Origin of the sequence: Polaromonas sp. DSP2-3-2b2 (genome assembly GCF_049895905.1) — a bacterium.
Lineage (GTDB): Bacteria > Pseudomonadota > Gammaproteobacteria > Burkholderiales > Burkholderiaceae_C > Polaromonas.
Genome location: NZ_JAFCTH010000013.1, coordinates 29,224 through 46,117, shown reverse-complemented (window position 1 = coordinate 46,117; position 16,894 = coordinate 29,224). Strand labels below are relative to the sequence as shown.

16 protein-coding genes and 1 tRNA gene are annotated in these 16,894 nt (G+C 61.7%); 6 read left to right on the top strand and 11 right to left on the bottom strand.

Annotation, left to right across the window (positions count from 1 at the left end; translation table 11 throughout):
- Position 1: 1 nt before the first annotated feature.
- Both ACP7AD_RS12270 and argA read right to left on the bottom strand, forming a co-directional pair.
- Complete coding sequence (locus ACP7AD_RS12270; protein WP_426147754.1) at positions 2–706, bottom strand: dienelactone hydrolase family protein; 705 nt, start codon at positions 704–706, stop codon at positions 2–4.
- 240 nt (positions 707–946) lie between these two features.
- Positions 947–2,296 carry an amino-acid N-acetyltransferase gene (argA, locus tag ACP7AD_RS12265; protein WP_426147756.1) on the bottom strand — a complete coding sequence of 450 codons (1,350 nt, stop codon included), beginning with the start codon at positions 2,294–2,296 and terminating at the stop codon, positions 947–949.
- On the opposite strand from argA, the gene ACP7AD_RS12260 reads away from it, so the two are divergent.
- Positions 2,280–2,498 carry a hypothetical protein gene (locus ACP7AD_RS12260; protein WP_426166156.1) on the top strand — a complete coding sequence of 73 codons (219 nt, stop codon included), beginning with the start codon at positions 2,280–2,282 and terminating at the stop codon, positions 2,496–2,498. The genes argA and ACP7AD_RS12260 overlap by 17 nt on opposite strands.
- 26 nt (positions 2,499–2,524) lie before the next feature.
- Positions 2,525–6,433 carry an ATP-dependent RNA helicase HrpA gene (gene hrpA, locus ACP7AD_RS12255; RefSeq protein ID WP_426147759.1) on the top strand — a complete coding sequence of 1,303 codons (3,909 nt, stop codon included), beginning with the start codon at positions 2,525–2,527 and terminating at the stop codon, positions 6,431–6,433.
- A gap of 157 nt (positions 6,434–6,590) precedes the next feature.
- Here the strand turns inward: hrpA and ACP7AD_RS12250 are convergent, their stop codons facing one another.
- The 6 genes from ACP7AD_RS12250 to lptF all read right to left on the bottom strand — a co-directional run bounded on the left by ACP7AD_RS12250 (position 6,591) and on the right by lptF (position 11,789).
- Complete coding sequence (locus ACP7AD_RS12250; protein ID WP_084181217.1) at positions 6,591–6,749, bottom strand: DUF3309 family protein; 159 nt, start codon at positions 6,747–6,749, stop codon at positions 6,591–6,593.
- A gap of 90 nt (positions 6,750–6,839) precedes the next feature.
- The gene (locus tag ACP7AD_RS12245) at positions 6,840–8,039 is read right to left on the bottom strand and encodes a pyridoxal phosphate-dependent aminotransferase (RefSeq protein ID WP_426147761.1); all 1,200 of its coding nucleotides are present in this window, start codon (positions 8,037–8,039) and stop codon (positions 6,840–6,842) included.
- A gap of 2 nt (positions 8,040–8,041) precedes the next feature.
- Positions 8,042–8,986 carry a CysB family HTH-type transcriptional regulator gene (locus ACP7AD_RS12240; RefSeq protein ID WP_426147763.1) on the bottom strand — a complete coding sequence of 315 codons (945 nt, stop codon included), beginning with the start codon at positions 8,984–8,986 and terminating at the stop codon, positions 8,042–8,044.
- A gap of 73 nt (positions 8,987–9,059) precedes the next feature.
- Complete coding sequence (locus ACP7AD_RS12235) at positions 9,060–9,467, bottom strand: sirohydrochlorin chelatase (protein ID WP_426147764.1); 408 nt, start codon at positions 9,465–9,467, stop codon at positions 9,060–9,062.
- Positions 9,468–9,519: 52 nt separating this feature from the next.
- On the bottom strand, positions 9,520–10,671 hold the full coding sequence (gene lptG / locus ACP7AD_RS12230) for an LPS export ABC transporter permease LptG (protein ID WP_426147766.1): 1,152 nt from the start codon (positions 10,669–10,671) through the stop codon (positions 9,520–9,522).
- A complete protein-coding gene (lptF, locus tag ACP7AD_RS12225) occupies positions 10,668–11,789 on the bottom strand; it encodes an LPS export ABC transporter permease LptF (RefSeq protein WP_426147767.1) in 1,122 nt (373 codons plus the stop codon). Before lptF ends, lptG begins: the two co-directional genes overlap by 4 nt.
- Positions 11,790–11,854: 65 nt before the next feature.
- Here lptF and ACP7AD_RS12220 point away from each other — a divergent pair, with 65 nt between their 5' ends.
- The 4 genes from ACP7AD_RS12220 to ACP7AD_RS12205 all read left to right on the top strand — a co-directional run bounded on the left by ACP7AD_RS12220 (position 11,855) and on the right by ACP7AD_RS12205 (position 15,465).
- The gene (locus tag ACP7AD_RS12220; RefSeq protein ID WP_426147769.1) at positions 11,855–13,375 is read left to right on the top strand and encodes a leucyl aminopeptidase; all 1,521 of its coding nucleotides are present in this window, start codon (positions 11,855–11,857) and stop codon (positions 13,373–13,375) included.
- Positions 13,372–13,812 carry a DNA polymerase III subunit chi gene (locus tag ACP7AD_RS12215; RefSeq protein WP_426147771.1) on the top strand — a complete coding sequence of 147 codons (441 nt, stop codon included), beginning with the start codon at positions 13,372–13,374 and terminating at the stop codon, positions 13,810–13,812. Before ACP7AD_RS12220 ends, ACP7AD_RS12215 begins: the two co-directional genes overlap by 4 nt.
- A gap of 26 nt (positions 13,813–13,838) precedes the next feature.
- Positions 13,839–14,156: a hypothetical protein gene (locus ACP7AD_RS12210; RefSeq protein ID WP_426166153.1), complete on the top strand. Its 318-nt coding sequence runs from the start codon at positions 13,839–13,841 to the stop codon at positions 14,154–14,156.
- Positions 14,157–14,334: 178 nt separating this feature from the next.
- Complete coding sequence (locus ACP7AD_RS12205; protein ID WP_426147775.1) at positions 14,335–15,465, top strand: branched-chain amino acid ABC transporter substrate-binding protein; 1,131 nt, start codon at positions 14,335–14,337, stop codon at positions 15,463–15,465.
- Between the two features lie 418 nt (positions 15,466–15,883).
- On the opposite strand, the gene ACP7AD_RS12200 is transcribed toward ACP7AD_RS12205, so the two are convergent.
- The 3 genes from ACP7AD_RS12200 to ACP7AD_RS12190 all read right to left on the bottom strand — a co-directional run bounded on the left by ACP7AD_RS12200 (position 15,884) and on the right by ACP7AD_RS12190 (position 16,893).
- The gene (locus ACP7AD_RS12200) at positions 15,884–16,078 is read right to left on the bottom strand and encodes an Arm DNA-binding domain-containing protein (RefSeq protein WP_426147777.1); all 195 of its coding nucleotides are present in this window, start codon (positions 16,076–16,078) and stop codon (positions 15,884–15,886) included.
- Between the two features lie 285 nt (positions 16,079–16,363).
- Positions 16,364–16,453 (bottom strand) — tRNA-Ser (locus tag ACP7AD_RS12195).
- Between the two features lie 65 nt (positions 16,454–16,518).
- Complete coding sequence (locus ACP7AD_RS12190) at positions 16,519–16,893, bottom strand: DUF2237 family protein (protein WP_426147779.1); 375 nt, start codon at positions 16,891–16,893, stop codon at positions 16,519–16,521.
- Position 16,894 lies beyond the last annotated feature (1 nt).

The window sequence follows — 16,894 nt, the reverse complement described above, 5'->3', positions numbered from 1 at the left end:
TTCAGGCTTTGATGGCTGGCGCGTTTCCCGGTTCCCGGTGGGCCAGATGGGTGCCGAACCAGGAAGCCGCCAGTTCGGCCACCGCCTCCAGCGCCCCTTTTTCTTCAAACAGGTGGGTTGCGCCCTCGACGATCGTCATGCGCTTTTCGCAGGTCAGGTGCGCGAGCGAATCCTCGTTGAGTTCGATGACGCCGTGGTCGGCTCCGCCGACGATCAGCAGCGTCGGCGCGGTGACGGCCGCCAGCGCCACCGGACCAGCCAGGTCGGGCCGGCCGCCGCGCGACACCACGGCGGCAATTCTCCGGCCCAGCCGGGCGGCGGCAATGATGGCGGCGGCGCTGCCGGTGCTGGCGCCGAAGTAGCCGACGGGCAGCTGCTGCAGGCCGGGCTGCGCCACGGCCCAGGTGGTCGCGTCCTGCAGGCGGCGGGTGAGCAGCGCGATGTTGAAACGGTGCTCGCGGGTGTGAATGTCGGTCTGCTCTTCCTGCGCGGTGAGCAGGTCGAACAGCAGCGTGGCAATGCCGGCCTGCTGCAGCTTGTGCGCCACCAGCCGGTTGCGCGCGCTGTGCCGGCCGCTGCCGCTGCCATGCACGAACAGCACCACGCCAAAGGCGCCGCTTGGCAGCGTCAGGTCGCCGTAGAGCCAGGTGTCGCCGCAGGGAATGCGGACTTCGAGCGCGGCAGGGACTTGTACGTTCGGGTTCATGGCGAGCTCCAGAAAATGGAAGCGTCAGCCTATAAGAATCCGGCGTGCTGGTCTATCGGATTTTTTCTATTTTTCTGTAGTCAGGCTTGTGCAGCAAGAAATTTTGAGCAAAAACCGGTGTTTGCGCATGTCCTGTATGCGCTTGCTGCTATCAAAATAGAATTCGATAGATCCGCTGCGCCAGACCGCAATCCTGCCTGTCGGGCGGCAGGGCGCACCCGGCGGTGCAATGGCTCATGCTCAGCCCAGCTTTTTGACCAGCACCTGGCTCTTGCGGTCCCAGTTGTACTTGCGCTTGCGAGCGTCGGGCAGCCAGTCCGGGTCTACCTGCACGAAGCCGCGCTTGATGAACCAGTGCATGGTGCGCGTGGTCAGCACGAAGATGCTTTGCAGGCCGGCGGCGCGCGCGCGCTGCTCGATGCGCTTCAAGATTTTCTCGCCGTCGCCCTGGCCCTGGCTTTGCGGCGACACCGTCAGCGCGGCCATCTCGGCGGTCTTGGCTTCGGCGTAGGGGTAGAGCGCCGCGCAGGCAAAAATCACGCCGTCGTGCTCGACGATGGTGTAGTGGTCGGCGTCGCGCTCGATCTCGGTGCGGCTGCGCTTGACCAGCGTGCCGTCCTGTTCGAACGGCTCGATCAGCTGCAAGATGCCGCCCACGTCGTCGGCGGTGGCTTCGCGCAGTTCTTCGAGCTTTTCATCGACCACCATGGTGCCGATGCCGTCGTGCACATAGATTTCCAGCAGCAGCGCGCCGTCGATGGCAAACGGGATGATGTGGCTGCGCTCCACCCCGGCCTTGCAGGCCTTCACGCAGTGCTGCAGGTAAAACGCCGTGTCGCTCGGGCGCTGGCCGGCGGGCACCTGGGCCAGCAGGCTTTCGGCGGCGGCCAGCGGCAATTCGGTGTCGATGGGGTTGTCTTCGCTGACGGGCTCGTCGGGCTTGCTCCGGATGCCCGGAATCTCGGTGACGAAGATCAGCTTGTCGGCCTGCAGCGCAATCGACACGCTGGTGGCGACTTCTTCCATCGTCAGGTTGAAGGCCTCGCCGGTCGGCGAAAAACCGAAGGGCGAGATCAGCACCATCGCGCCGAAGTCGAGCGTGCGGGAAATGCCGGCCACATCGACCTTGCGCACCAGGCCCGAATGCTGGAAGTCCACGCCATCGACAATGCCGACCGGCCGGGCGGTGATGAAGTTGCCCGAGATCACGCGAATCGTCGAGCCGGCCATGGGCGTGTTCGGCAGGCCTTGGCTGAAGGCGGCCTCTATTTCATAGCGCAGCTGGCCGGCGGCTTCTTGCGCGCAGTCCAGCGCCACTTCGTCGGTGATGCGCATGCCGTGCGAATACTTGGCTTCATGGCCCTTGGCGCGCAGCTGCTCGTTGACCTGTGGCCTGAAGCCATGCACCAGCACCACCTTGATGCCCATGCTCTGGATCATGGCCAGGTCTTGCGCCAGGTGCGGCAACTTGCCGGCGGCAATCGCCTCGCCGCAGATGGCGACCACGAAGGTCTGGTTGCGAAACTTGTGGATGTAGGGCGCCACCGAGCGAAACCAGGGCACAAAGGTGAAATTGAAGACCGTGGACATGGTGCGCTTTCGGGGTTCGGGGCTGGGGCTGGAACTGGGGAAACGTCGGGCCATGCCGGATTCGGTGCTGGCTGCATTTCCCCGCAAACAAAAAATTGCAGTCAGTGTAAGGGAGTACCCCTACGTCGGCGGGCTGCCCGGCGCTCGAAAGCCCGCCAGCCAAGCCTTGAACAGGCAGAGCGCCGATAATCAGCAGTTTTGACTGCTGGGCCTGCCTTGCTTCCTTCCTTGTCTCCTTTGGCCATCACCTTTCCCGAGTCGCTACCGGTTTCCGCCAAGCGCGACGACATCGCTGCGGCGCTCACGGCGCACCAGGTCATCATCGTGTGCGGTGAAACCGGCTCGGGCAAAACCACGCAACTGCCGAAGATCGCCCTGGCTCTGGGGCGCGGCAAGCTCAACTACCCGCCCGGCCAGGGCAAGCTGATCGGCCACACCCAGCCGCGCCGCATTGCCGCGTCCAGCGTGGCCAAACGCATCGCCGAAGAGCTGAAAACGCCGCTGGGCGACGTGGTTGGCTACAAGGTGCGTTTCCAGGACCGGCTGAGCCGCGATGCCTCGGTCAAGCTGATGACCGACGGCATCCTGCTGGCCGAAACGCAGACCGACCCGCTGCTGCGCGCCTATGACACGATCATCATTGACGAGGCGCATGAGCGCAGCCTGAACATCGATTTTCTGCTGGGTTACCTGCGCCAGTTGCTACCGCGCCGGCCCGACCTGAAGGTGGTCATCACCTCGGCGACGATTGACGCGCAGCGCTTTGCCGATTACTTTGCCTCGGCCAAAGGGCCGGCGCCGGTCATCATGGTGTCGGGCCGGATGTTTCCGGTCGAGCAGCGCTACCGTCCGTTCGAGGAATCGCGCGACTACGGTCTGAACGACGCGATGGCCGATGCGGTCGATGAACTCTGGATGAGTCCGCACAGCGCCGGCGACATCCTGATTTTCCTGCCCGGCGAGCGCGAGATCCGCGAAGCCGCCGACCACCTGCGCAAGCACCTGGCGCACCAGCCGCTGACGCGCAATGCCGAGGTCCTGCCGCTGTTTGCCCGCCTGAGCCAGGCCGAGCAGGACCGGATTTTCGACGGCCACAGCGGCCGGCGCATTGTGCTGGCGACCAACGTGGCTGAAACGTCGCTCACCGTGCCGGGCATCCGCTACGTCATTGACGCCGGCACGGCGCGCGTCAAGCGCTACAGCTTCCGGAACAAGGTCGAGCAGTTGATGGTCGAGCCGATCTCGCAGTCGGCCGCCAACCAGCGCGCAGGGCGCTGCGGCCGGGTGGCCGACGGCATCTGCATCCGGCTGTACGACGAGCCCGACTTTGCAGGCCGGCCGCGCTTTACCGACCCCGAGATCTTGCGCAGCTCGCTGGCGTCGGTGATCCTGCGCATGAAGTCGCTGCACCTGGGAACGATTGAAAGCTTTGCCTTCATCGAGCCGCCGCAGGGCCGCGCGATTGCCGACGGCTACCAGCTGCTGGCCGAACTCGGCGCGGTGAACGATGACAACGAACTCACGCCGGTCGGCTGGACGCTGGCCAAGCTGCCGCTGGACCCGCGCGTCGGCCGCATGATCCTGGAAGCCAAGGACCGGCAGGCATTGGATGAAGTCCTGGTGATTGCCAGCGCGCTCAGCGTGCAGGACGTGCGCGACCGTCCCATGGACAAGCAGGCGCAGGCCGACCAGGCGCATACGAAATTCGACGACGAGAAAAGCGAGTTTGTTGGCTACCTGAAGCTGTGGAAATGGCTGGGCGATTCGCGCGGCGGCCATGACGCGACCCATAAACTGACGAACCGCCAGTACGAAACCCTGTTGCGCGAGAACTTCGTCAACATCCGCCGGGTGCGCGAATGGCGCGACATCCATTCGCAGCTGCAGGCGGTGGTGGGTGAGCAGGGCTGGCATTTGAATACCCAGCCCGCCAGCTACGAGCAGCTGCACCTGTCGCTGCTGTGCGGCCTGCTGGGCAACATCGGCCTGAGAAGCGAGGAAGACGACTGGTACCTGGGCGCGCGCGGCATCCGCTTTTACCGCCACCCCGGTGCCAAGCTCAGCAAGAAGCCGGGCCGCTGGATCGTGGTGGCCGAGCTGGTCGAGACCACGCGCCTGTTCGGCCGGGGCATTGCCAACATCGACCCGCAGTGGATCGAGCAGGTCGGCGGCCATCTGTTGAAAAAGCAGCTGCTCGACCCGCACTGGGAGAAAAAAGCCGCGCAGGTCACGGCGCTGGAGCGCGCCACGCTGCACGGGCTGGTGGTGTACAACGGCCGGCGCGTCAACTTCGGCCGGGTCGATCCGGTCACGTCGCGCGAAATCTTCATCCGCGAGGCACTGGTGGCCGGCAACTGGGACACCAAACTGCCCTTTTTGGCCTCCAACGAAAAGATGATCACCCATGTCCAGGACCTGGAGCACAAGGCGCGCCGGCAGGACGTGCTGGTCGATGACGAACTGATCTACGCCTTTTACGACCAGCAGCTGCCGGCCGGCATCTGCACCGGCGCCGGCTTTGAGAGCTGGTTCAAGGCCGAGGTGAGGACGCAGCCGAAGCTGCTGCTGTTGACGCAGGACGAGCTGATGCGCCACGAGGCGGCCGGCATCACCACGCAGGCGTTTCCCAAGACGCTGCGGCTGGGCGGTGTCGATTGCCTGGCGACCTACCTGCATGAACCCGGCGACGCACGCGACGGCGTGACGGTTGAGTTGCCAATCTTCGCGCTGAACCAGGTCAACGAGGAGCGCTGCGAATGGCTGGTGCCCGGCATGCTCAAGGACAAGATCCAGGCCTTGATCAAGACCCTGCACCAGCGCCCGCGCTCGCGACTGGTGCCGCTGCCCGACACCGCCGCGCGCATGGCGCAGGAGCTGATGGCGGCGGAGAAATTCGGCGCGGGCTCGCTGACCGACGCAGTGCTGAAATGGGTGCGTGATGCCACGTCGCTCGACATCAAGCGCGGCGATCTGAAGCTCGACATGCTGGCGCCGCACCTGTTCATGAACTTCCGGGTAGTCGATGAGCACGGCCGCCAGCTGGGCGCGGGCCGCAACCTGGGCGCGCTCAAGGGCGAACTGGGCTCGCAGGCGCGCGGCGCTTTCCAAGCGCTGGCGGGGCTGAAGAACCTGGGCCGGGCGGCGCCGCCTGCGCTTGACACCGTCCCGGCCGGTGCTTCAGACCAAAATAGAGCATCAAATAGGCATTCTGCGCAAGCAGGACGGGCGCAGGCAGCTCCTGAAAAGATAGTGGCGAAGGTTCCGGATCGCTACACCAGCTGGAGCTTTGGCGAACTGCCCGAACTGATGGAAATCGGCAAGGGCAAGCAGACCCTGATCGGCTTTCCGGCGCTGATCGACTTGGGCGATGCTGTGACCATCGAGGTCTTCGACGAGCCCGATGCCGCCGCCGTCAAGCACCGTGCCGGCCTGCGGCGGCTGTTCTCGCTGCAGATCAGGGACGCGCTGAAGTACCTGGAAAAAAACCTGCCCGACCTGCTGAAAATGATCACGTCCTACATGCTGGTGGGCCGCAGCGCCGACAACTCGGGCGGCGGCACGGTGGACGAGCTGCGCCAGCAGATCATTGAGGTCGCGCTAAGCCGGGCCTTTTTGCTCGAACCCCTGCCGACCTGCGAGGCTGATTTCAAAAAGCGTGTGGAGGAGGGACGCGGCCGCCTGACGTTGATTGCCAGCGAAGTGGCGCGGATGGCGGCCGGCATCCTGACGGAGTTCGCCGTGGCGCAGCGAAAGATCAAGGACACCAAGAACGCGCTGGAGGCGGCGCAGGACGCCGCGCAGCAGCTGCAGCGCCTGATGCCCAAGAAATTCCTGACGGCCACGCCCTACGGCCAGTTGCAGCATTTCACCCGCTACCTCAAGGCGATCACGCTGCGGCTGGAGAAGTGGCGCGCCGATCCGGCCCGTGACGCCGCCCGCCTGGCCGAATTGCGGCCGCACGAGCAGCGCTACTGGCGGCTGCTCGTCGAGCGCAAGGGCTTGGTGGATACGCGCATGCAGGAATACCGCTGGCTGCTGGAGGAGTTGCGGGTCAGCTTTTTCGCGCAGGAGCTGCGCACACCACAACCGGTCAGCATCAAGCGGCTGGACAAGCTGTGGGCGCAGGTAAACAGCTGATTTCATTTCCGGATCAAACCGATATGTCGTTGTTTCGCCTTGCCGTGCTACAGCACTGTCTGCAGCTTCGCGCCTAATCTCGGATTGATCTGGAAACGGAATAAACGAAAAAAGGGACCTTGAAAACAAGGTCCCTTTTTTGCGGAGTGGGTCCGGGTTAGATGCGGCCCATCAGCAGCAGCACGATGAGGATGATCACCACCAGGCCGATACCGCCGCTGGGACCGTAACCCCAGTTGCGGCTGTGGCCCCAGCTGGGCAGCGCGCCGACCAGTATCAGGATCAGGACGATCAGCAGGATGAGCGAGAGGGACATGAAAGACTCCTTGTTATGTATGCCTGTATTCTTGCCGCCAGGTTCCCTGTGTCAAGCAGGAAGGCGGCTAAAACAGGCGTCAGGAGTTGCCTACAGTCGGGCCAGGCGGTCCAGCGCCACGTGTAGGGTTTCGTCTTTCTTGGCAAAGCAAAAGCGCACGATACCCTGGTCAAACCCGTCGACGTAAAGCGCCGACATAGGAATCGCCGCCACGCCGATCTCGGTGGTCAGCCAGCGGCAGAAATCGGCCTCGCCCAGGTTGCTGACATCCGAAATATCGACGCACTGGAAATAGCTGCCTTCGCTGGGCAGCAGCTTGAAGCGCGTTTTTTCCAGGCCGCTGCGGAACAGGTCGCGCTTTCGCTGGTAGTAAGCCGGCAGGTCCAGGTAAGGCCGGTCGCTGGCCATGTACGCAGCCAAGCCGTGCTGCACCGGCGTGTTGACGGTGAACACGTTGAATTGGTGTACCTTTCGGAATTCGGCCATCAGGCTGCTTGGTGCGGCCACATAGCCGACCTTCCAGCCCGTGACATGGTAGGTCTTGCCAAAGCTGCTGACGATGAAGGCGCGCGCCGCGAGTCCGGCAAAGCGCGCGGCGCTCTGGTGGATGCGGCCCTGGGCGGCGTCGAACACCATGTGCTCGTAAACCTCGTCGCTGATCAGCAGGACATCGGTGGGGGCGAGGATGCTTTGGAGCGTCAGCATCTCGGCTTCGGTCCAGACCGTCGCGCTCGGGTTGTGCGGCGAATTGACGATGATGGCGCGCGTGCGGGGGCTGAGGGCAGCCCTGATCTTTTCGAAATCCGGCCGAAACGTTCCCGGCGTCAAGGGCACGCGCGCCACCGTGCCGCCAGCGAGCTCGATGTTCGGCACGTAGCTGTCGTAGCACGGCTCCAGCACGATGACCTCGTCGCCCGAATGCACGATGGCCAGGATGATGGTGAGGATGGCCTGTGTGGCGCCGGCGGTGATGGTGATCTCGCTGCCGGGGTCGTAGCTGCGGCCGTACAGCGCGGCCAGCTTAGCCGCGACGGCTTCGCGCAGCACCGGCACGCCGGCCATGGGCGGATACTGGTTCAGGCCGCGCTGCATGGCGCCAGTCACGGCATCGACCAGTTGCGGGTCGCAGTCGAAATCCGGAAAACCCTGGCCGAGATTGACCGCGCCTTTGTCAAGGGCCAGCGCCGACATGACGGTAAAAATCGTGGTGCCGACGCGTGGCAGCCGGCTGACGAGCGCTGGCGTGTGCGCCGCGCCGGCGGGGAACGTCGTGGACGCATCCGTCACCATGTTCAAACCTCGTCGTCATTGAGGCGACCCGCCATGGCCCTGGCCACCAGGTCGCGGTTGAGCTTGTCGCTGAGCAGTTCAGTGAACTTGTAGACAAAATTGCGCAGGTAGGCACTGCGCTTGAAGGCCACGCGGGCAACGTTCACGCCGAACAGATGGCCCGCCGGCAAGGCAATCAGGTCGGTATTGGTGCCGTCTTCCCGAACCGCCATTTCGGCCACGATGCCCACGCCCAAGCCCAGCCGCACATAGGTCTTGATCACGTCGGAGTCAATCGCTTCCAGGGCAATGCGCGGATGCAGGTGCTTGGCGGCAAACGCCTGGTCCACCTTGGTGCGGCCGGTGAACGACGGGTGGTAGGTGATCAGCGGCTCCTGCGCCAGGTCTTCGAGCGTGATGTGCTCTTTTTTGGCCAGCGGATGGTCGATGGGCACCACCAGCATGTGCTGCCATTCGTAGCAGGGCAGCGTCACCAGACCGTCGTACTGGCTCAATGATTCGGTGGCAATCCCGATCTCGGCGACTTCTTCAAGCACCATGCGCGCCACCTGGTCGGGCGAGCCCTGGTGCAGGCTGACATTGACTTTGGGAAAGGCTTCCCGCAGGCGGGCAACCGGCTGCGGCAGCACATAGCGGGCCTGCGTATGGGTGGTCGCAATAGACAGCGTGCCGCTGTCCTGCGCCGAGAACTGCTCGCCGATGCGCCGCAGGTTGCCGACTTCCCGCATGATCAGCTCGATGCTTTTGAGCACATGCTCGCCGGGCTCGGTGACACGCTTGAGGCGCTTGCCGTGACGGGCAAAGATCTCGACGCCGAGTTCTTCTTCCAGCTCAATGATGGCCTTGGAAACGCCGGGTTGCGAGGTGTGCAGCGCTCGCGCGGTTTCGGTCAGGTTCAGGTTGCGGCGGACGGCTTCCTGGACGAAGCGGAATTGGTGCAGGTTCATATGATTTTCATGCTTATTTTTAAATTTATTATGCCTGAAACGTACTAAGGAGAGCCGGCTGGAGCCACCGTTTTCAGCGCTCCTGAAGCGCTTCGCTCGCGCCACAGGCCAGTGCGATGTCGGCCATCAAGGCGGTCATCCGCACATCTTCGCCGGCCGCCGGCAGCAGTTCAATGGCGACATCGGGATGCGCGCTCCTGACCTGTTCGACAAGGAGCGGCAGGTCTTCGCGCGCATGCTTGCCCACGCCCAGGAACAGCGGAAAAACTCTCAGCTGGCGCGCACCTGCGGCGACCAGTTCGTCGGCTGCTTCCGGCAGCGACGGCGCGCAGATTTCCAGGTAGGCGCAGCGCACCAGGGTGCCGGGCTGCCGTGCGCTGATCTGCGCGGCGACTGCTTCGATCGGCAGGCGCCACAGCGGATCGCGCGAACCGTGGGCAAACAAGACAATGCCGCGCAGCGCGGGGAATATGGCAGTCATAAGTCGTTGGAAAAGTGAAAGGAAAGGAAAGGAAAGAAACGGATCGGCCAGGTCATCGCCTGAGCACCAGCCAGCCGAATGCACCCATGGAAATCGCCATGTAGATCAGTCCAGGGGTTGCCGCGGCCAGCCAGGGCTGCCAGTTGCGCAGGTTGCCGATGTAGCCAAATACATTGTTGAGCAGGAAAAAGCTGATGCCGATCATGACGCCGGCAAACACATAGCCGGTGATGCCGCCGGAGCGAAAGTGCAGGTAGGCAAAGGGCAGGGCCAGCATCACCATGACCAGGCAGCTGAGCGGATAGAACACCTTGCGCCAGAACTCGATTTCGTAGCGCTGGGAGGTCTGTCCATTGGCTTCCAGATGGCGGATGTAATTGAACAGGTCGATCGTGGCCATCCGGTCGGGCCGCAGCAGCGCGACAGACACCATTTCGGTGCTGATCTCGGTGGGCCAGCGAAAGCTGGCAACGCCGGCGCGGTTGACCCGGGCCTGTTGCGGGGAGGCGTTGGCATTGCCGGCGCCGTTTGCACCGGCGGACACCGCAAACTCTGTTCGCGTGGCATCGCGCAGCAGCCAGGCGGTATTCGATGAAAACGCGGCTACCGGTGCTTCGGTCGCAGAGACGATCAGGCCTTTGTCGTCGAACTCGTAAATGCGCACGCCATGCATCTCACCGTCAGGCGACAACTCGCTAACGTTCACGATGAAGCTGCTGCTGGCCTGTTTTTCTTTCAGCCAGGCGCCGGTCTGGCCCACGGTGATCTTGCTCTGGTAGCGCGCCTTGAGCAACTGCGCAGCGCGCTCGCTGACGGGCGAGATGTAGTCGCCCACAACGAAGCTCAGCGCGACGAAAAATGCGCCCAGCCACAGCAGCAGCTTGAGTGCCCGCCAGGGGCCCAGGCCGCTGGTGCGCAAGATCGTGTATTCCGAACTTTGAGCCAGGCGCGCCATGACAAAAATACTGCCAATCAGCACCGAGATCGGCAAAAGCTCGTACAGGTGGTTGGGAATCAGCAGGGTGACGTACAGCAATGCATGCTTGACTTGGTAGGTGTTCTCGCCTACCAGGCCGTTGTTTTTTCCCAGGTACTGCAGTTCGTCAACCAGGTCAAAGAAGAAGAACAGGGCGAGAAAACCCAATGCCACCAGCGCAATCGAAGTCAGGGCTTCGCGGTAGATAAGGCGCCGTATGGTCTTCATGCCTGGCCTCCGGCCTGAACCGGGGATGCCGGAGCGCGCGCGCGCTGCCTGCGCCCGAAGCGCCAGTTCATGTGCCGCTTGGCCAGCCATGCCAGCGCAAGCAGCAGGACGCCGCCATGCAGGGCCAGCAAAAGAGGGCCGAAACCGATCAGTCCGACAAAGATCCAGTTCTGGCCGAGATTGACCAGGTTGTTGTAGACCACGAAGGCCAGCACAACAGCAATCATGCTGCTGCCGCGCCCGCCGCGCGGGTTGACGCTGGACAGCGCCAGCGCCACCACCACCAGGTTGATGGCGGAAAGGACCAAGCCCAGCCGCCATGCCAGTTCGCCCAGGTTTCTGCGCGTCGGCTCCTTGATCAGCGCGCGGCTGGACATCAGCTTGGCCTCCGGAGGCGTTGCGCCCAGCAATCCGGAACTGCCGATCTTGACACCGTACTCCTTGAAGTCGCTGATCTTGAGGGCCGACTTGCCAATTTCGTTCTCCAGCCGCTGGCCGTTGGAAAGCATCAGGAACTGCGAATCGCCCCGGGTTTCAATGCGGCCGGACTGCGCGGTGGTGACGGAGTTTTTTCCCTTTTCAGTGGCGGCAATGAAGACATTGTTGCTGGCCTGTTCGCCGGCCAGGTCGCGGTCGATGAAAAACACCCGGTTCCCGCTGGAGGATTCCTGAAAGACGCCGGGTGTGATGCGGTCCAGGTCGCCGCGCTGCTGGTAGCGGCTTTGCATGTCCAGGGTCTGCTGGTTGGTCCACGGCCAGACAAAAATCGCCATCAGGCTGATGACCATCAGCACCGGCCAGGCAAAGTGAAACAGCGGCCGCAAAAAGCCGGCCAGCCCCTGGCCGCTGGTGAACCACACGACCATTTCACTGTCACGGTACATGCGCGAAAGGGTGCTGACCAGGGCAATGAACAGGGCGAGCGTCAGGATGGTCGGCAGGCGCCCCAAGCCTGAATACGCCATGTAAAGCATCACGTCACTGGGACTGATCGAACCTTTGGAGGCCTGGCCCAGGGTGCGTATCAGCACGATGGTCATGATGATGGTGAGAAGCACCACCAGCGTGGCGCCGAAACTGCGCGCCAGTTCCCTGCGTATTGAAGATTGGAATAACATTGACTGGATGGCTGCTTTGCTCGACTGTATTTGTGTAAGCTGGTTTTTCTACCCAACCGTGAATTATGGACTTTGAACTTAAAACCCTGAACCGTGCCCTTGCCTGCAGTGAAAAAGCCGATGCGCTGATGGTGCTGGTCCCTGAAGGCTTTGCGGAGGGGGACGACGCTTTGTCAGTCCTTGCCGCATTGGCTATCAAGTCAGGCGATCTGGAAATCACGCCCGGAAAGCTGCTGAGCGCCTACCGTACGCCCGGGATCGCGGCAACGCGCGTGGTGCTGGTCGGCGCAGGCGATGCCAGCGAGAAAAATATCCGTACGGCCGTCAATGCCGCCATGGGCGCCTTGAAGACCAGCAATGCGCAGCGCGCCGTTCTTTGTCTTGGCCTGCTGGCCAGCGGCCAGCCCGAGTTGGTGCGCGCCGCCGTTGTCGCCTGCGCCGATGCCAGCTATGCCTACACCACGACCAAATCCAAGCCCGCTGCGGCAAAACTGCAGCAGGTGGTGATCGCGGTTGACGGTCTTGTCAATGTTCAGGCGGGTTTTGACAAGGCCATCGGACTGGTCAAGGGCATCGAGCTGGCCAAGGAATGGGCCAACCGGCCGGCCAACCATGCCACGCCTTCCTTGCTGGCAGGCGCTGCCAAGGAGCTTGGAAAGCTGCGCCGCATCAAGACCGAGGTGCTGGGGCACAAGGAGGTCGAAAAGCTCGGCATGGGTGCCTTCCTGGCGGTGGCGCAGGGCTCTGCCGAACCGCTGCGTTTCATCATCCTGCGCTACGAGGGCGGCGCCAAAAACGAAGCGCCGGTGGTGCTGGTCGGCAAGGGAATCACCTTTGACACCGGCGGCATCTCGATCAAGCCGGCCGCCGAAATGGACGAAATGAAGTTCGACATGTGCGGCGCTGCCAGCGTGCTGGGCACGTTCCGGGCGCTGGCCGAACTGCAGCCCGCGCTCAACGTGGTGGGGCTGATCCCGGCCTGTGAGAACATGCCGGGCAGCAAAGCCATCAAGCCCGGCGACGTGGTGACCAGCATGAGCGGGCAAACCATCGAAATCCTCAACACCGACGCGGAAGGGCGGCTGGTGCTGTGCGACGTGTTGACCTATGCGGCGAGCTTTAAGCCCAAGGCCGTGGTGGACATCGCCACGCTGACGGGCGCCTGCGTGGTGGCGCTCGGCGGTGTGCGGAGCGGGCTTTTTTCAAGCAACGAAGCGTTGGCCGAATCTCTGGCCCGGGCCGGCGACTCCTCGCTCGACCTGTGCTGGCGTATGCCGCTGGACGACGACTACGCGGAAGGCCTGAAAACCAATTTTGCCGACGTTGCCAACGTGGCAGGGCGTGCCGGTGGCGCGGTGACGGCCGCCAAGTTCCTGCAGCGCTTTGCTGCCGACTTTGCCTGGGCGCATCTGGACATTGCCGGCACAGGCTGGAAAAGCGGCCATGCCAAAGGCGCCACCGGACGTCCGGTGCCGCTGCTGCTTGACTTTTTGCTGGCCCAGGCGACGTCCTCATCCACGACGCCAGCGGCTCCCAAGGCACGATCCACAAAAGCACGCGCACCTTCCGCCAAAACCCGGGCATGACTGACATTGCCTTTCATTTCAACGTGCCTGACAAACTGGCTTACGGCTGCCGGCTGCTGAGAAAAATCTATTTGAGCGGCGCAAAGGTGGCAGTCACGGCAGAGCCCGCCGTGCTGGCCGAACTCGATACGCTGCTGTGGGCTTTTTCCGCGCATGATTTCGTGCCCCACTGCACGACGGCCGCATTGCCCGCCACGCTGGCGCTCACGCCGGTCGTGCTGGCGGCTTCGCCTGCCGGTTATTCGCAGCAGGGCATCCTGGTGAACCTGGGGCACGACCTTCCTGCAGGGTTCGAGGGGTTTGAGCGTTTGGTTGAAGTGGTTTCGCTGTTCCCCGAAGATGCGCAGGCCGGGCGCAGCCGCTGGAAGCATTACGCTGCGCGCGGCTATACCCTGCAAAGACATGACCTGGCCCATCGGGCCGTCGGCACAGCATGAGCCGTTTGCCAGGGCCGCCCGCGTACGTGCCCACGCTGACCGAAATCGTTCCTTCAGCGGCCTCCAGAGATACAGCGAATGAAAGCGTGATGGCCGAAATGGCCGCTGCAATAGACCTGCAAGAGTTGATGGTTCAGCGGGTTTTGCGGCATATCGACAGGGTGCTTGAAACGCGCTTGCGCGAAGCTACCGAGCAACTGATCCGCGAGCATCTCCAGGCCCTGCTGCCGCAGTTGCTCGATGAAATTGAACGGGTTGTGCGTGAATCGGTAGACCAGGCATTTGAACGTGAAATGTCTGCATCTCAGGGGCAGCCCGACCGCCAGAAACCTGGGTTGTCGTGACCTCTGTCAGCATGAAATTTTTGCAAAAAATTGCGCCATATCAGGGCAAACCCTTTGATCAAACAGAACCTAGGGGCGTTGCTATGGTGCAGGCCTAAAAATTGCGTTATGTTCTGCCCCGTTGAGTTAAAAAAATGTTCTCAACCATCACAGGTAATTTTCTAACCGGAGTTTTTTTATGCAGATGAAATTGAAATTGACAGCGCTGGCAGCCCTTGCGATGGTGGCGGGCTTGGCTTCGGCGCAAGAGGCTGTCGTGAAAATTGGTCATGTGGCACCGATGTCCGGTTCACAGGCCCACTATGGAAAAGACAACGAAAACGGCGCACGCATGGCTGTTGAAGAGTTGAACACCCAGAACATTGTTATTGGCGGTAAAAAAATCAAGTTCGAACTGGTGGCTGAAGACGATGCTGCTGATCCAAAACAGGGCACGGCTGCTGCACAGAAACTGTGCGATTCCAAAGTTTCGGGCGTGGTCGGACACCTGAATTCGGGCACGACGATTCCTGCTTCCAAGGTCTACAACGACTGCGGCATTCCCATGGTGACCGGTGCAGCCACCAATCCCAACCTGACCAAGCCAGGCTACAAGACCACTTACCGCATCATCGCCAACGACAACGCACTCGGCGCGGGTCTGGCTTTTTATGCCGCCGATGCGCTGAAATTGAAAAAAGTCGCCATCATCGATGACCGCACGGCTTACGGCCAGGGCGTTGCCGAAGTGTTCAAGAAGACGGCATTGGCCAAGGGCATGACCGTGGTCGACGAGCAGTTCACCACCGATAAAGCCACCGACTTCATGGCCATCCTGACGGCCGTCAAGTCCAAGGCCCCCGATGCGATTTTCTTCGGCGGAATGGACCCCCAGGGCGGTCCGATGTTGCGCCAGATGGAGCAGCTCGGCATGAGCAACGTCAAGTATTTCGGCGGCGACGGTATCTGCACCGCAGAACTGGCCAAGCTGGCTGCCGGCGCAAAAACTATTGGCAACGTGGTTTGTGCTGAAGGCGGTGCATCGCTGGTCAAAATGCCAGGCGGCGAAGCCTGGAAAAAGCGTTACGACGCCAAGTACCCCAGCCAGTTCCAGGTTTACAGCCCATACACCTATGACGCAACCTATCTTTTGGTCGACGCCATGAAACGCGCCAATTCGACCGATCCCAAGGTGTACACGCCTGAGCTGATCAAGTCGAATTTCAAGGGTGTCACGACCACCATCGGTTTCGAGCCGAACGGCGAGTTGAAGAATCCGGCCATTACTTTGTATGTCTATAAAGACGGCAAGAAATCGGCTCTGAACTAATACCTGTCCTGACCGTCTCCTGGCCCCTGGATGCCAGAAGACGGTCAGGAACTGGCAATAGATCTGCCTAAAACGCCCTGCGCAAACTTCTTGCGCAGGGCGTTTTATTTTGGCGCTGTTCGGAAAGTCTGAGGCCCAAATATTGATGCGCTCTGATCATCTGATTTGGCCACAATGCCCCATGCACGCCACAATTTCACCGATGAGGAAAGCAGCGTATCGAACTGTCCATGCCGCTTTGCAAGCGGTTGTCGTCCCGGCGGGGCGTGTGGGATGTTATTTGATGTCCTGCTGTGGATGACCCGCAGGCCATCGGCATTGCGCGCGGGGGCCTGAAATCATGGAGTGGCTCAATTGACTTTCCGAAAAGCGCTTAGTCAGCATGGCGTGCATTCCGGTCGCATCTACACTGTATGAGTCAAACCTTGCCGGCCGTTTCGAAGGAATTCTCTGATGCCACGCGCAGCACGAACTTGAAGGTCTTGCGCTGCGCCATTGAGTCGACGCCTTTGTTCTTTTGTCTGCGGGCTGCGTCGCGCAGCTCTCGCGCTTGAGCCAGGCTGACGTCTGGGTAGAGTTCAAAAGGCATCAACTTCTGTTTGCCATCGACCATATATTTCCATCTCTAGCCCTTGCCGCTAGCAGGCGTGATCTACAAAAAGGAGCCTCTCGAATCAGCTAATCGGTAGGTCTTCAGGGTTGGTTTGGATTTTTTGACAGTGATGTCAGCGAGCGGCATGGCAGCCTTTTAAAACTGAACTCCGCGACACCACCGCTGAAAAAAGATACCACCTTCGGTACCACCGAAAAGTGACGGATTTTAAAAATGTCGTTGGATGTGCAGACATGAAAAAGCCCCGACTGGCGGGGCTATTCATTCTGTCATTGCACTCAATACTGGCGGAAGAGGCGGGATTCGAACCCGCGGTAGGTATAACCCTACGCACGCTTTCCAGGCGTGTGACTTAAACCGCTCATCCACCCTTCCGCGAAGCTCTAAATTATAGCAGTCGCCCGAAGCGGCTTGGCCGGCCCGTCGCAGGAAATTACCTGTTAATGCACCGTGCCCTGAAAGCGGTGCTTCTCGAGCTGCGCCATGGTCACGAACTGAAGCGCATTCGCATGCGTGGCTTCCAGGATCACGGGCGGTGCAACCCCGACCTCCCTTGCCTCCCGCCAGCGAAGCGCGCATAGGCACCAGCGGTCACCCGGGTTCAAGCCGGAAAAACGGTGCTGAGGCATGGGTGTGATCAAGTCATTGCCCATGGCCTTGGAAAACTCCAGGAATTCTGCCGTCACCCGAACACAAATCAGGTGCGAGCCATGGTCGCTGGCATTGGTGTTGCAGCAGCCGTCGCGAAAATAACCGGTGAGTGGGTCATACGAGCATGACGCGAGCTCGGTGCCGAGAACGTTTTTTGCATTCATG

Bases quoted from the DNA above. Each gene is read 5' to 3' on its own strand.
- ACP7AD_RS12270 (WP_426147754.1), bottom strand. From the start codon at position 706: ATGAACCCGAACGTACAAGTCCCTGCCGCGCTCGAAGTCCGCATTCCC.
- argA (WP_426147756.1), bottom strand. From the start codon at position 2,296: ATGTCCACGGTCTTCAATTTCACCTTTGTGCCCTGGTTTCGCTCGGTG.
- ACP7AD_RS12250 (WP_084181217.1), bottom strand. From the start codon at position 6,749: ATGTCCCTCTCGCTCATCCTGCTGATCGTCCTGATCCTGATACTGGTC.
- ACP7AD_RS12245 (WP_426147761.1), bottom strand. From the start codon at position 8,039: ATGGTGACGGATGCGTCCACGACGTTCCCCGCCGGCGCGGCGCACACG.
- ACP7AD_RS12240 (WP_426147763.1), bottom strand. From the start codon at position 8,986: ATGAACCTGCACCAATTCCGCTTCGTCCAGGAAGCCGTCCGCCGCAAC.
- ACP7AD_RS12235 (WP_426147764.1), bottom strand. From the start codon at position 9,467: ATGACTGCCATATTCCCCGCGCTGCGCGGCATTGTCTTGTTTGCCCAC.
- lptG (WP_426147766.1), bottom strand. From the start codon at position 10,671: ATGAAGACCATACGGCGCCTTATCTACCGCGAAGCCCTGACTTCGATT.
- lptF (WP_426147767.1), bottom strand. From the start codon at position 11,789: ATGTTATTCCAATCTTCAATACGCAGGGAACTGGCGCGCAGTTTCGGC.
- ACP7AD_RS12220 (WP_426147769.1), top strand. From the start codon at position 11,855: ATGGACTTTGAACTTAAAACCCTGAACCGTGCCCTTGCCTGCAGTGAA.
- ACP7AD_RS12215 (WP_426147771.1), top strand. From the start codon at position 13,372: ATGACTGACATTGCCTTTCATTTCAACGTGCCTGACAAACTGGCTTAC.
- ACP7AD_RS12205 (WP_426147775.1), top strand. From the start codon at position 14,335: ATGCAGATGAAATTGAAATTGACAGCGCTGGCAGCCCTTGCGATGGTG.
- ACP7AD_RS12200 (WP_426147777.1), bottom strand. From the start codon at position 16,078: ATGGTCGATGGCAAACAGAAGTTGATGCCTTTTGAACTCTACCCAGAC.
- ACP7AD_RS12190 (WP_426147779.1), bottom strand. From the start codon at position 16,893: ATGAATGCAAAAAACGTTCTCGGCACCGAGCTCGCGTCATGCTCGTAT.